We start from the raw sequence: 14,661 nt of genomic DNA, 5'->3' as shown, positions 1-14,661 counted from the left end.
GGCGTGCGTTTTTTGTCATAGGCACTCAGAAAACGCCACGCCTCATTCTTCATTCATTCCTTATCTGAACACCGCCCACGAGGAGGATAACAAGTTATTTAAAGGATATAAACAAGAACTCAAAGAGATAGGATATGAGAGGTACTTCGGCGTCAGATTTGAATTAGATACTGCGGCATCACTCATCCGTAGAGATGTCAACTATTCCTCTCCGGACCCTCCTGATTTTGTAGTCCAAACCGGAGATGGAGAAATATCAATAGAGTGTACAACTTCTCACTTCTCAGGTGGTGATAGAACTGCTAGGGAGAAATACACCCAGTTCTTGACATCAAAGTCATCAAAGGAATATTTCAATGAAAATACGGCTCTATTCGTTGATGTCACGAATATTGACTTTTTTGAGGCACATTCGGAAGAGTCTAATCAGATAACTGGGGAAAATGAAAAGAGTTGGATAAGAGAGTGTTCGGAAAACTTTGGATTGGATATTGGTAGCGTAGTAGTATTCAGATATATAGGACACGGGCAGGGGATAGGTCACCATTATAGAAGATGTGATATACATGATAATATAACACCCGAATTGAAGGACTTCTTGGATGAACAGTACCCTATTGAAAATGTTTCTACCGAGACGAGTCCATATCATTTTTCCGAAGGATAGTCCCCTACAATGGGGCAGGAATAGTTCTATCCTTCCTTGATTTGGGGAAATGAGACTCTTGCACAGAGGTCGACGACTGACACGTCACCACCAGCCTTATTGTGTATGGCTACGTCCATACACATACGATGCGAGAGACGGAGGTAGACGAAGAACCCGACTACCGCATCAATCTACCGTCGGGCGCGGTCGTTGACGTGACCGTCAACAAGGTCGAACCGTGGGAGAAGTTCCCGTCAGGATGGCACTACGCCTTGCACTACGGCACACGCGACGGGGACACGATACTCCGGTACGACAACGGGCATAACGACGACGAACACCACCGTCACGAAGGCGAGGAACGCGAGACGGTAGAGTTCCCAGGAATGGAGGAGCTATACCAGAGGTTCCTCGAAGAGGTGAAAGAGCATGAACGAGAATGAAACTGAATCCGAGACCGAGACGACGCTACACGTCAAGTACATGGAGCCGGACGAGGCTCTTGAACAGCCTCTCGAAGGTATCAGGAGCATGAAAGAGGGGGATGAGGCGGACGACACGCCGATGGTCGTCGTGACCACTAAAGACGACCTCACGCGTGTGACGCGTGACACGACCATCGACCTCATCAACGCTATCGCGGAGCACGAGCCGGAGAGCATACGTGAGACCGCGCGGCTCGTCGACCGCTCACCTATCGACGTGAAGAAGAACCTCGACGAACTGGAACGCATCGGGTTAATCAGGCTCGAAGAGGAGGGCGGCGCGAAACGTCCGGTCGTCTGGTACGATACGCTCGACCTTGAGGTTCCTGTGCCCGCGTAAAGAGGCGAGGGTTAGCGGTACAGCATCGGGATTTAAGTCTTCTCCGGCTACTGTTCTACTCAATGCCCGACGACCTCCTATCTCAAGTGTATGAAGCGTTTGTCAAGGTCAGCGAGGAGATAGACGAAGAGGGTAGTGAGTTCGACTTCCGTTACTCTCTCGTGGACCACCTGTTTACCGACGCTCTCGGATGGACACGTGAGGAGGGTGAGGGTCACGTCAAGTTCGAGGAAGACAGGAAGGACGTGCTCTGCTACGATGACAGTGACCCTCCGTTTCCCGTGGTTGTCTGCGAAACTAAGCGTCCTTCTCACGAAATTCAGTACGGGGACGTAGAGCAGTTAGAGGGTTACATGAAGGGTGTCGGTAGCGCGAAGTACGGCATCCTAACCAACGGTCACTCCTTCAACCTCTACAGGTACGACTCCGACGACCTCGAACTGTCCAAGGTAGGCGACGTTGACATAGGCAGGATAGCGAACGCGGACGGTCCGGACAGCCTGTCAGAAGAGCAACAGACCGTCATCGGGGAACTCGAATACTTCCGCCAAGACCGTCACGTAGCACTTGGAGACGCCGACTACTTCCAGAAGACGTACCAAGAGGTCCCTGTAGGATACCAGACCGGCGCGGACGACGAAGGGTACGAGATATTCCTTGAGGCTATCAAGGACTCGCTCGACGAACTCACCGACGTTATGATACGTTTCTTTGAGGACTACAAGTCGCGGGACGAAGGCTCCTACCCGAAGGACTTCTTAGAGACGACCTTCCCCGACTGGCAGGAATGGCGTGAGTACACGGGGAAGAGCGACGACGCAAAGGAGACCTTCTGCCGAGAGACGGCGTACATCGTCCTGAACAGGACGCTGTTCGCGCGTATCGCCGAGGACAAGGAGATTGTCGGGCGGACGCGTCTCTCGTCGCGTGGTATGGCTAACGCCATTGAGATGGACGGCGACGGCGTCTATCTTGAAGGACTTCTTGATACCTACGATGAGATAGACGACCACTATCCGGACCTCTACGAACTCGGTATCTTCGACTGGTGGTGGGTGAGCAAGGACAAGCGCGGGCAGTTCTCGGACGAGGAGCGTCGGAAGCAACAGGAGCTTGACGAGGAGCTAAACTACGCACTCGCCACCATACTGAAACGCCTCAACAGGTTCGACTTCGAGTACGTCAACCGCGATATACTCGGACACGTCTACGAGGACTACCTGCCGAAGGAGGAGCGCAAGGAACTCGGAGAGTACTACACGCCGCTCGAAGTGGTGCAGTACATGCTTGACTCGACGGGCTACCGGGCGACCGAGAGCATCGGACGCAGGAAGGTCCTTGACCCTGCGTGCGGGAGCGGCACGTTCCTGACAGAGGTCACGGAACGGCTCATCAACCACTTCTTGAAGAAGTTCGATGAAAGAAGCGTGCATGGACTAAGCGCGGACGACGCGCGCACGGTTCTCGAACGTGTGGAAGAGAACGTCTACGGCATCGACATCAACCCGTTCGCGGCGCACATCACTCAGATAAACCTCCTGTTCCGTACCATCGACCTCTACGACAAGGTGACGGAGAAGAACCCCGACTACACGATGGACGGATTTGAGATACACGTCGCGGATACCCTCTCCCCGTCCACGCTGGAGGAGCAAGAGGAGAGTCCTGAGCAGGGACAGTCATCGTTACAGCAGTTCGCGGACTACAACGGGCGCGCACAGTCTTTCATCGATGACAGGGACGCCGTGGACCGCCTCAAGGACGATGAGGAGTTCGACTTGGTAGTGGCGAACCCGCCGTACGTCCGTATACAGAACCTCAGCGACGACGTGAAAGAGACGTACTCAGCGCGTTACGCGACTGCAATCAAGAACTTCGACATCTACGTGCCGTTCATAGAGCGGGGTCTGGACTGGCTCAGCGAGGACGGAAAGTTGGCGTACATATGCCCCAACCGTCTGTTCACCAATGACTACGCTGAGGAGATACGCAACAGGCTCGGTGAAGAGCCGATTACCCATCTCATCGACTTCAAGGACACGGAGGTGTTTGACGCCGCAACGCCGTACCCGTGTATCCTCAGCGTGGACATGACTAAGGAGGTCGATGAGGATGTGAAGTGCGCGCGGTTCGCGGAAGAGATGGAGGGCGTTCTCGAAGAGATTTACCACCTCGATGAGTGGAGTGGTTCGGAGGAAGCGGAAGAGTATGACCTATTCAAATACCCTCAGCAAAGACTACGAGAGGACAATCAGGACGAATACCTGAAAAGTTGGAAACCGATGCCACCTGATGAGCGGGAGGTGCATCATAAACTCGCAGAATCCAGTAGGTTCCGTCTTGGAGAGATAACGGACTCTGTTTTCCAAGGTCTAATCACCGGATGGAACAAGGTATTTGTCGGTGAGATTGTCAAGGAAGAGGATGGGATAGCATACTTTGTCAGGGAAGGCGGTGACGAACCAGAGCCAGTTGAAAAACAAATACTCCGTCGTCTACTCAAGGGGAACGAAATAGACCACTGGGGAGCTGACTGGGAAGGTCTCTGGCTACTGTTCCCGTATGAAATAGAATCCGGCGACGTAGAGCTTCTTTCACAGAGAAAGCTCGAACGACAGTACCCGAAGACCTGGGAGTTCTTCAAGCGTCACGAAGAGGAGTTGAAAGCGAGAGAAGGGGGTAAGTGGGAAGATGAAGAGCAGTGGTGGGCATTTGGACGTAGCCAAAATCTGTCGAAGATGGAGCCGGATAAGATAATGACCAACATCATGAGCAGTTACAATAGGTTCGTAGCCGATACCGATGGGGAATACTACTTCATCGGCGGCGGGAACGCAGGAGGATACGGGATTCAGCTAACAGATGAGTATGCTCCTACTTCCGAAGACCACCTTTACTACGTAGCCCTGCTCAACTCACAAGTTCTGGAGTTCTATCATAAGCATATATCCCCTATCTTTGGCGGGAAATACTATTCATACAACAAACGCTACTTGGAACCTCACCCCATTGTTCTCCCCTCTGAGGGGGACTCTGAGGAAGAGATTACACAGATAGCCGACTCGATACAGACAAAACGACAGGAACGCACCGACTTGCAGTACAGGACCTCCGACATCCTCAACTACCTCGCCGATTACGACCGCGCCAGCACTGTCCTTGACCTCGCGGACTCCATCGACCTCGATGACGACGACTACCGCCAAGACCCCATGCGCAAGAACGACAAGATGGAGGTGGACACAGAGGAAGTCTACCAAGTCGTAATGAAACGCGGGCACACCATCGACTTCGGGAGCGAGAGCGTCCGTGACTTCGTCTACGACCTGCTCAAGGCTCAGGATAGACGCCTTGGCAGGTCGGAGATACTGAACACCGAGGTTCCGACGGAGGACGACGTGCTCGAACTGATGGACGAGTACCGCGACGACGAGGAAGAGATAGAGAGACTTGAGAGCGAAGCTGAGGAGCTACAGGAAGAGCTTGACGACATCATCCTGAGCGAGGTTTACGAGTTGGATGAGGAGGATGTGGAGGTCATCGACGAGTTCCTTGAGGTCTGGTAGAGCCTCCGCGTTGGAACACCTCCTTTGCCCCTGAACCTCCGGGGACCAGTTCACCTACAGACTGAGCTTAGGCACGGAACAGTTTCTGAGGGACAATTTGCAAGAAGGAGGTGCAATTTAAGACTGCAAATTGTAGCTATTGAAGTAACTATACAGTTATATAATTGGAACTATTTCATAGAGAAATAGTATCTCGCGTAACCCGACTATGTCTTGCGTTTTGCTCATTCTGGAGTTGGCAAAAGTTATTAAGAGAGTACCACGTAAGGTCTAATATGTCAGTGACAGAGGACACGTATAAGCAGCTACTTGAGTCACGAAGGAACGTCAGAGAAGTCAAGAAGTATACAAAACCCGCCAACGACGGGGCAAGTAAGGAAGACCTTCAAGAGTACTGTTCAGCCGTCCGGGACTTAGTTTCGGACATTGAGATGTTCGTCAGACAAGACGGTAGGGATACGATGCTCGGAATCTGGAAGTATGCCGAAATAGGGGAATTTGAGACTCTCCCGAAGGCTAAGAGGTATTACGGAGGCAGTTCGGACAAGATAATCGACGTTAAGCCGGCGAAAGTGAAGGTAGAAGGTCTTGAAAACTTCCTTGACTATGCGGATTACGTAGTGGTAGAGATAACAGTCCGGACCCCCATGGGGAATGGAGATACAGAAAATATTACTATCCCTATCCCATGGGAGATTTCACATTATGCGTACAGAGAAGCTAACTTCTTTTTAGCCGAATTGAACAGCCTGCCTGATATTGACGAGGACCTGCCGGAAGGCATGGAGCTATGAGTGATAGCTGGTTACAGCAACTCTACGAGAAGCGGGTGAGACAGGACCGCTCGCTGAGCATCCTAATCACCGACGACGCCAACGAGCGAGGAGCAGGTAAGAGCACGCTGGCGTTGAAGCTCGCCGAGCGTTTCGACCGGACCGATGAAGGGCTTGTACCTGAGAAGGCGACACTTTCCGCCGATAGGTTCAGGGCGGCGTACTCGGAGCTACCGAAGGGTTCGTCTATCATCCTTGACGAAGCCGAGGCGGAGCTATCCAAGTACAGGGCAAGCAGCAACACTAACAAAGCTATCAGGGACGTTATCTCTCAGGGGCGTATACTGGAGAAGTACATCGTTTTCACGGCACCCGCGTCAGGTGTCATCGATACCGACCTAAAGAGTCTCTTCGACGTTTGGGTACTGGTGAAGCGTCGCGGAAAGGCTCTGGTACACGAGTGTGATTATAACCCATATGGTCAGCATCCGCTGTTCAGGAAGAAAGAGAGTATAGGCTGGTCTGACCTTGAGAGTGAGCGTCTGAAGGAGGTATACGATGGCTTGTCCGAGGTGAAGGAACGGCGTCTGGACGGCGATGAGGAGGCGTATGAGGAGGCTGAGCATAGGTCTGACCTGAGGGAGCAGGTCGAGACCGACGTTAGGAACGGGTTGATTCGGGACATCTACGGGTACGACAAGATGAGCCAGAAAGAGATTGCTGAGGCTGTAGGTCTATCCCGCTCACGTGTGGCGGATATTGTGGCTGAGTAGGGCTATACTCATATCTGTCGTCTGTCGTGGTACCCACACTATATAACTCACTACGCGCGGGGGCAATAGGACGTTATCTGTAGTTCTTGCTGAGGTCGTGCTTCTGGCAAACTTTCTAACCCAGTACAGTCACGAGAGGAAATTATATATGTCTCGCTAATCTTCAAACATTGCGGAAACACCCGACGCCGCGGACGCGCGTCCGGAGCGCGGTTCAAATCCAACGGCACAGATGGTTCGGGTTTATAAGTGTCGTCACGCCGTCTTATCAAACGAAAACGCGTGAAGCGAGGATGGGAAAGCGCGGATTTGAACCGCGGTCCACGCGTCCCAAACGCGCGAGGATGCCAAGCTACCCCACTTTCCCTGTATCATCGTTCGTGACGGTATGGCTTGTTACTTACGGAAGAGAACTTGGTGAGTACGGTATATGATTACGTGGCAGATATCTCTGAGACTGTTTGTATATGCTTAATCAGAAGATATATGAAATATGCTTTACAAAGTATGAGCGATGTTTAACAGAAGAAAAGTACTGTTCGGAGCGGCCGTTCTGTCCGTCCTGTTGGTTCTCTCAGCAGGCGCAGTAGCCGCTTCGTCGCATACCGGTGGAGAGGATATGAACGAAACGGCTGAGCTTAGGGTCGTGCACGCCTCACCCGATGCCCCGAACGTGGACGTGTACGTTGATGGTGACGCTGTCTTGGAGAACGTCTCGTTCTCAGGGGTTAGTGAGTACCTCGAACTTTCGACAGGAAGTCACGAGATCGAGGTTACAGCCGCGGGGGAGCCTGACACCTCCGTCTTCGCGGACGAGGTAGAGCTTGGCTCGGGTTCGTACACAGCGGTCGCCCTCGGAGAGGTTAGCGACAGGGGTGACGAGCCGTTCACCGTTGAGGTTCTCGAAGACGACAACAGCCAGCCTCCGGAGGGTGAGGCTCGTGTCCGTGTCGTTCACGCGTCGCCAGATGCGCCTAACGTAGACGTAACCGCGGGCGGCGACGCGCTGTTCGAGGATGTCGGCTTCGGCGGTTCGGGCTACGTCACGGTTCCGGAGGGTAACTACAGCCTTCAGGTTCGCGCCGCACAGGACGACAACCAGGGCGATGTCGTCGACACGCTCGACCTGAGCGCCGAGGCGGGTTCCGTATACACCGCCTTCGCGGTCGGATACGTCCAGCCCGTAGGCTCGCCGGGTGACGAAGCCTTCGGTATCGTTCCGACGGTCGACAGACAGACGGAAGCCGACGACGAGGAGACTGCGACCGTCTCGTTCGGCAACCAGAGTACGGAAGGGGGCTCGGTTACGGTTGACTCCGTCTCCGTCCCCGAAGGCGGCTTCGTCGTCATGCATGACTCGACGCTCGTGACCGACGGCGACGCGCTCGGTAGCGTCGTGGGTGTCTCCGACTACCTCGATGCAGGCGATCACGAGGACGTGACCGTCGACCTGCCCGATGGGATAGACGAGGATCAGGAGCTTATCGCTATGCCGCACAGGGACACGAACGGAAACGAGGGGTACGACTTCGCCGACAGCGAGGGTAGCGAGGACGGTCCGTACACAGCCGACGGCGGAGCGGTTACGGACGCGGGACAGGTTACTGTCGAGGGAGCAGAGGATGCCGAACCCTCCGTGACGTTCGAGGATCAGACGCTGGGTGAGGACGGCGGTGTCGACGTATCCGTCAACGATGCCGGTCTCGGACAGGGTAGCTGGCTCGTCGTGACGTACGAGGACAACGGAAGCCTCGTAATCGCGGGTGTCTCCGAACTCGCCGACTCGAACGATCTGACGGTCACCGTCGATGACGCGGGCGGCTTCCCCGGCGCTCACACGGCGCACGTCATCTCCAACCTGAGCACCGCCGACTACGCGCCCGGCGACACGGTGTCGGAGGAAACCGCAGGTAACGTAGTCGTGAACGCCAACGCCGAGGTCACCGAGGCTATGGACGACGGCGACGAGGGGATGGATGACGGAACCGACGAAGGAGACGGTGACATGGAAGGCAACGTCTCAGACGAGGGTACGGGTGACGAAGGCACCGACGAAGGCGACGGCGACGACGGCGGACAGGGTATGCCCGGGTTCACAGCGGTTGCGGCTCTCGTGGCGCTCGTCGCCGCGGCTCTCGTAGCGCGTAACGAATAACGTACCCCTTCTCTCGTTAGGTTTATTCTCCGCGGATGAACAGTACGGACGATGGGAGCGCCCTCCTTCGCCGATGTACGTGAGAAGGTCGGTGCCGGCTTACGCCGAAGGTTCGGCGTCGACACGCGATCGCTCGCGGCGTTCCGGATCTGTCTCGGTGTCGCCGTACTCGTCAACCTCGTGGCGCGTACACGCGATCTGACGGCTTTCTACACGCGTAACGGCGCTGTACCGCTTGCCGCGGTTCAGGAGCATACGACTCTCTCGGCGTTTTCTGTGTACGCGGTTTCGGACTCGTGGCTCTACGTCGTCTTCCTTTTCGTCCTTACCGCCGTCTTCGCCGTCGCCCTCATCGTCGGATACAGGACGCGTTTCGTCTCCGTCGTGGTTCTCGTGCTCGTCTTCTCCCTAAACGCGCGGAACCCTCTCGTCATGAACGGCGGCGACACGCTCCTGACGCGTCTCGTGTTCTGGGGCGCTCTACTCCCTCTCGGCGCTCGGTGGTCGGTCGACGCCGTCGGACGCGGCGAGAAGGGCGACGGTGCGTATGGACGCGTTGCCTCCGTCGCCACCGTCGGTGTTCTCGTACAGGTGGTGGTCGTCTACGCGACGAACGCCGTCTTCAAGCTGAGAAGCGACGCATGGATGTCGGGGGACGCCGTGCTACAGGTCTTCGAACTCTCGGCGTACACCACGTGGCTCGGTTCGAGTCTGACGCGTTTCGCCGAACTCCTCGTCTTGCTCAACCATCTCTGGGTGGCTCTTCTCGTCGCCTCACCCCTCCTGATACTCCTAACGGGGCGACGGCGCGCATTCGTCCTCACCCTGTTCGTCGGTGCCCAAGCGGGTCTTCTGGTCACGATGAACCTCGCCGTCTTCCCTCTCGTCGCGGTCGCGGGGCTCGCGGTTCTCACGCCGTCCGTCGTCTGGGAGGTCGCACGCCGCCGTCTTCCGTCCGTACACGGAACAGGGGCTACATTACTGCGTCGGACGGACGGTGTGCTACCCGACGTACGGCGGACAGGTCTTCCGTTACAGTCGGGATGGGGTCGTCGCGCCGTCTCGGCGTTCGCCGCGGTCTGTCTCGTCGTCGTTCTCATGACGAACGCCTCGGCGATGGGGTACGTCGATACCCCTGACGAAGCCGAAGCCGTCGAGGAGTACGCAGGAACGAAATGGAGCCTGTTCGCGCCGTACCCTCCGACGACGGACAGATGGTACGTCGCACGTGGCGTGACCCCCTCAGGCGAAAAGTTCGACCCGTTACATCTTGCGCCGTTCGAGCGCGATAGGCGTCCTGACAGCTATCCGAACGCCAGATGGCGAAAGTACCTCGACTCCGTCAGGTCTTCGGGGGATGTCTACCTCGAACGACCCCTCTTGCGTTATCTCTGCGGGAGAACGGAGGGTAGGGAAGACGAACTCGAAAACGTCACCCTCCTGTACGTGAGTTACGACGACGGTATACAAACCGAGAGGATGGCGCGGGGTTCATGCGAGTAACGGCGGAAAGAAGATATACGTGGAGCAACAACGGCGTGTATGCTCAGCAAAGGCGACGAAGCACCTGACTTCACCGTCGAAACGACGCAGGGCAGTTTCACGCTCTCCGACGCCGACGGTCCCGTGGTTCTGTTCTTCTTCCCCAAGGCGGGGAGCAAGGTATGTACGAAGGAGGCGTGTTCGTTCCGTGACTCGCTCGACGCGTTCGACGGACACGACGCCACCGTACTCGGCGTCTCGACCAACGACGACCTCGACCGTCTGCACGGGTTCGCCGACGAAAACGACCTCGACTACCCGCTTACGAGCGACAGGAGCGGCGAACTCTCCGAACGTTACGGACTCTCCGGCTTTCTGGGTCTCTCGCAGAAGGCGAAACGCGCGACCTTCGTCGTCGAGGACGGCGAGGTCATCGGTGTCACCAAGGGGCTGTTGAGCGCGGAGAAACACGTCGACGAGAGCCTCGAAGCCATAGGGGAGACGTGACCGACGAAGACTACTTCGAGAGCCTCGAAACGCGTCTCGACGACGTTATTGAACTCGCCGAGAGGGCTCGCGAACGCGGCGCGGACCCGACGCCTGAGGTCGAGATCCCCGTAGCGAAGGATCTCGCCGACCGTGTCGAGAACCTGATAGGCGTCGAAGGCGTCGCCGAACGTATACGCGCGCTCGAAGAGACGGAGGATAGCCGCGAGGACGTGGCGCTCCGTCTCGCCGAGGAGTTCGCCGACGGCGGGTTCCCGCCTGAGTCGCGCGACGACAAGGCGGAGGCGGCGATACGGACGGCGGTCGCACTCTTGACCGAGGGCGTCGTCGCCGCGCCTATCGAGGGTATCGACGGCGTCGACCTACTCACGAACGACGACGGGAGCGAGTACCTCAAGGTCGAGTACGCGGGACCGATACGTAGCGCGGGCGGCACGGCGCAGGCGCTCAGCGTCCTGATCGCCGACTACGTCGGTTCGTCGCTCGGCGTCGACGCGTACAGTCCGCGCGACGACGAGGTCGAACGGTACGTCGAGGAGATAAACCTATACGCCAACGAGACGGGACTGCAGTACACGCCGAAGGACAAGGAGACACGTCTCGTCATCGAGAACTGTCCTATCTGTCTCGACGGCGAACCCACGACGGAGCGCGAGGTTTCGGGGTACCGCGACCTCGAACGTATCGACACCAACCGCGGACGCGGAGGTATGTGTCTCGTCACAGCCGAGGGTATCGCTCTCAAAGCACCCAAGATAAAGAAGTACGTCGACGCGCTCGACATGGACGGCTGGGACTGGATAGACGAACTGATACACGATACCTCGGACGGCGACGAGGAGGATGATGGGGAGGTCGAGGTAAAGCCCAACAAGAAGTTCCTAAACGACCTGACGGCAGGGCGACCCATCTTTTCACATCCGTCGCGTGAGGGCGGCTTCCGTCTCCGTTACGCAAGGGCGCGTAACTGCGGTCTCGCGGCGTCGGGAGTCTCGCCCGCAACGATGGTACTTTTCGACGACTTCCTCGCCGCGGGGACGCAGATTAAGACGGAGCGTCCGGGGAAAGCGCAGGGTGTCGCGCCCGTAGATGGCATCGAGGGTCCAACAGTCGTCCTGTCGAACGGCGAGGTACGGCGTATAGACGACGCCGAGGAGGCGCGCCGCGTACGTAACGGCGTCGAACGTATACTCGACGTGGGTGAGATAGCCGTGCCGTACGGCGAGTTTCTGGAGAACAACCATCCGCTCGTACCCGGTTCGTACACGTACGACTGGTGGGTACAGGAGGTCGGTGAGACCGAGGCGGACGTTTCTGAGCTTCGTGAGGCGTTCGGCCTACGTGAACTCGGCGCGCGCCAAGCTTTCCGTCTCGCGCGGAAGTACGAGGCTCCCCTCCACCCGCGTTTCACGTATCTGTGGCACGATATAGGACGCGACGGGTACGCGACGCTCACGGAGGCGTTGGAACAACGCACCGACGACGAACTCGTCTTCGACGGATCCGCCGCGCCCGTGCTCGGAAGCCTCCTCGTCCCCCACGTACAGGACGACGAGGTACGTGTCGAAGGCGACCACGCGTACGTCCTCGGCGAATGTCTCGACGCCGACTCGGTCGAGTTTGCGGACAATGACAGCGCGCTACTTGCGGCGCGCGAGGCGGCGGGTGTTGAGATACGTGAACGCGCGCCAACACGTATCGGTGCACGTATGGGACGCCCTGAGAAGTCGGAGAAACGCGAGATGAACCCCGCTGTGCACTGCCTGTTTCCCATAGGGGACGCGGGTGGTTCGCAGAGGGATATAGACGAGGCGGCTTCGCACGCGGAGACGATGCGTGACACCGTAGGAGAGATAGAGGTGAGCGCGGGCGGGCGTCGTTGCCCGTCGTGCGGAAACGAGACGTACGAAGCCGTCTGCGACTGCGGCGAACGTACAGAAGCCGTCCCACGGTGCCCGTCGTGCGGTATAGAGGTTGACGAAGGCGTCGAGGAGTGTCCGCGTTGCGGTGGCGGAACAACGACCGTCCGGCGTTTCGACGTGCGTATAGACGAGAGGTACCGCGACGCACTCGACAACGTCGGCGAACGCCCGTCGTACGACATACTCAAATGCGTAAAGGGTCTGATGTCGGAGCGCGAGACGCCTGAGCCGCTCGAAAAGGGCGTCCTGCGTGCGAAGCACGACGTTTCGACCTTCAAGGACGGCACGGTGAGGTACGACATGACAGATCTTCCTCTGACGGCGTTCCGTCCCGACGAGGTGGGTATCTCGGTCGACCGTCTGCGCGAGATGGGTTACGAACACGACGCCGACGGAGAGCCGTTAACCGACGGCGAACAGGTTGTCGAGCTAAAGCCGCAGGACGTCGTCCTCAGCCGCGACTCCGCGGAGCATCTGAAACGCGTCGCCGACTTCGTCGACGATCTTCTCACGGAGTACTACGGCGTCGAACCGTACCACGAACTCGACGGAACGGATGATATAGTCGGCGAACTCGTAATGGGTCTCGCACCGCATACGAGCGCAGGGGTTCTCGGACGTGTCGTCGGCTTCACCGACGCGTCGGTCGGGTACGCGCATCCCTTTTTCCATGCCGCGAAACGTAGGAACTGCTTCGCACCCGACACGAAGATGCCTTTCATCGACGAAGAAGGAAGTCTGAGACACAAGACTGTCGAGTCATTTGTAGAGAAAAGACTTGAAAACACCGACGAAGACGGCATCCGGCGCGATGACTTCGGAACGGTTGTTGCCGGTGCCGAGGAAGTTGAGGTGCCGTCGCTTGACGAGGATGGGGAGATGAAGCTAAAGCCCGTCGAAGCTGTGAGCAGACATCCTGCGCCCGAACACCTCGTCAAAATTACGACAAGGGACGGACGCGATATCGTCGTAACACCCGACCACGAGATGCAGATTCCGGACGGTTCGGGTGGCGTGACTGCGGAACGCGCGTCGGAAATCTGTAGAGGAGACGAGTTAATGACACCTCGGCATCTTGATACTGTTCCCGACGGTGGTGTTTCTACCGTCTTATCTAATGGATTTGAGAGAGAAACGGATTCGGACGTGGAAGTAGATATGGTCAACTCTGTCGAGTACGTCCAGAGTGACACCGACTACGTCTACTGCCTCACCGTCGCCGACACGGGTTCGCTCGTCGTCAACGACCTCGCGTCGAAGCAGTGCGACGGCGACGAAGACTGCGTCACGCTGATGTCGGACGCACTCGTCAACTTCTCGCGCGAGTACCTACCCGACCAGCGCGGCGGTCAGATGGACGCACCCCTCGTGATGACGTCGCGCATTGACCCAACCGAGATAGACGACGAGGCGCACAACGTCGACAAGGTATCGCGGTACCCGCTATCGTTCTACGAGGCGGCGCGCGAGTACGCGCATCCGAAGGAGGTTGACGTGGATATAGCCGACGACGATCTCGGAACCGACGCGGCTTTCGACGGCTTCGGAACCACAGTCGAAACGACGCGTATAGACGCAGGACCCGAAAACTCGGCGTACAAGATACTACCGTCGATGGACGAGAAGACGACCGCACAGCTCGAAATAGGACGTAAGACGCGCGCCGTCGACGAGTCGGACGTTGCGGAACGCGTCGTCGAGTCGCATTTCCTGCCCGACCTCATAGGCAATCTACGCGCCTTCACACAGCAGGAGTTTAGATGCCTCGACTGTAACTCCAAGTTCCGTAGACCGCCGCTTTCGGGTGACTGCGACTGTGGCGGCGAGGTAACCCTCACCGTTCACAAAGGAAGCGTCAAAAAGTACCTCGATGTCGCGCTCGAAACCGGCGAAAAGTACGGCGTCTCCGACTACACGATGCAGAGGCTCGAACAGCTCCGGAGACAGATAGACTCGCTGTTCGAGGACGACAAGTCGACGCAGTCAGGTATAGCCGACTTCATGTAGCG

General features: G+C 57.2%; 10 protein-coding genes and 1 tRNA gene. 10 read left to right on the top strand and 1 reads right to left on the bottom strand.

Features of this window, described 5'->3' with window-relative positions:
* The 6 genes from EGH25_RS06760 to EGH25_RS06735 all read left to right on the top strand — a co-directional run.
* The coding region (locus tag EGH25_RS06760) for a hypothetical protein (RefSeq protein WP_266086975.1) at positions 1 to 667 on the top strand (667 nt) is incomplete at its 5' end.
* Positions 668 to 795: 128 nt separating this feature from the next.
* On the top strand, positions 796 to 1,092 hold the full coding sequence (locus tag EGH25_RS06755) for a toxin-antitoxin system TumE family protein (RefSeq protein ID WP_266086973.1): 297 nt from the start codon (positions 796 to 798) through the stop codon (positions 1,090 to 1,092).
* Complete coding sequence (locus tag EGH25_RS06750) at positions 1,079 to 1,474, top strand: HVO_A0114 family putative DNA-binding protein (RefSeq protein ID WP_266086971.1); 396 nt, start codon at positions 1,079 to 1,081, stop codon at positions 1,472 to 1,474. Before EGH25_RS06755 ends, EGH25_RS06750 begins: the two co-directional genes overlap by 14 nt.
* 62 nt (positions 1,475 to 1,536) lie before the next feature.
* Complete coding sequence (locus EGH25_RS06745) at positions 1,537 to 5,040, top strand: Eco57I restriction-modification methylase domain-containing protein (protein WP_266086969.1); 3,504 nt, start codon at positions 1,537 to 1,539, stop codon at positions 5,038 to 5,040.
* 275 nt (positions 5,041 to 5,315) lie between these two features.
* On the top strand, positions 5,316 to 5,834 hold the full coding sequence (locus EGH25_RS06740) for a hypothetical protein (protein WP_266086967.1): 519 nt from the start codon (positions 5,316 to 5,318) through the stop codon (positions 5,832 to 5,834).
* Positions 5,831 to 6,586, top strand: a complete 756-nt coding sequence (locus tag EGH25_RS06735) for a hypothetical protein (RefSeq protein WP_266086965.1) — start codon at positions 5,831 to 5,833, stop codon at positions 6,584 to 6,586. The genes EGH25_RS06740 and EGH25_RS06735 overlap by 4 nt, the downstream gene beginning before the upstream one ends.
* A gap of 294 nt (positions 6,587 to 6,880) precedes the next feature.
* Here EGH25_RS06735 and EGH25_RS06730 read toward each other — a convergent pair.
* Positions 6,881 to 6,953, bottom strand: a tRNA-Pro gene (locus EGH25_RS06730).
* A 252-nt stretch (positions 6,954 to 7,205) separates the two neighbouring features.
* Between EGH25_RS06730 and EGH25_RS06725 the strand changes: the two genes are divergently transcribed.
* From EGH25_RS06725 to EGH25_RS06710, 4 genes are read left to right on the top strand one after another with little or no spacing between them, the layout of a single operon-like run.
* Positions 7,206 to 8,741: a DUF4397 domain-containing protein gene (locus EGH25_RS06725; RefSeq protein WP_266086963.1), complete on the top strand. Its 1,536-nt coding sequence runs from the start codon at positions 7,206 to 7,208 to the stop codon at positions 8,739 to 8,741.
* Positions 8,742 to 8,792: 51 nt separating this feature from the next.
* On the top strand, positions 8,793 to 10,244 hold the full coding sequence (locus EGH25_RS06720) for an HTTM domain-containing protein (RefSeq protein WP_266086960.1): 1,452 nt from the start codon (positions 8,793 to 8,795) through the stop codon (positions 10,242 to 10,244).
* A gap of 39 nt (positions 10,245 to 10,283) precedes the next feature.
* Entirely contained in the window at positions 10,284 to 10,730 is a 447-nt protein-coding gene (locus tag EGH25_RS06715; protein WP_266086958.1) for a peroxiredoxin, read from the top strand.
* On the top strand, positions 10,727 to 14,659 hold the full coding sequence (locus EGH25_RS06710) for a DNA-directed DNA polymerase II large subunit (RefSeq protein WP_266086956.1): 3,933 nt from the start codon (positions 10,727 to 10,729) through the stop codon (positions 14,657 to 14,659). Before EGH25_RS06715 ends, EGH25_RS06710 begins: the two co-directional genes overlap by 4 nt.
* The last annotated feature ends 2 nt before the right edge of the window (positions 14,660 to 14,661 follow it).

It is taken from the genome of Halorutilus salinus, from assembly GCF_026242195.1.
In the GTDB taxonomy this organism is placed as follows: Archaea; Halobacteriota; Halobacteria; order Halobacteriales; family Halorutilaceae; genus Halorutilus; species Halorutilus salinus.
Note: the sequence above shows the minus strand (reverse complement) of the source record. Positions and strands in the feature narration are given on the sequence as shown.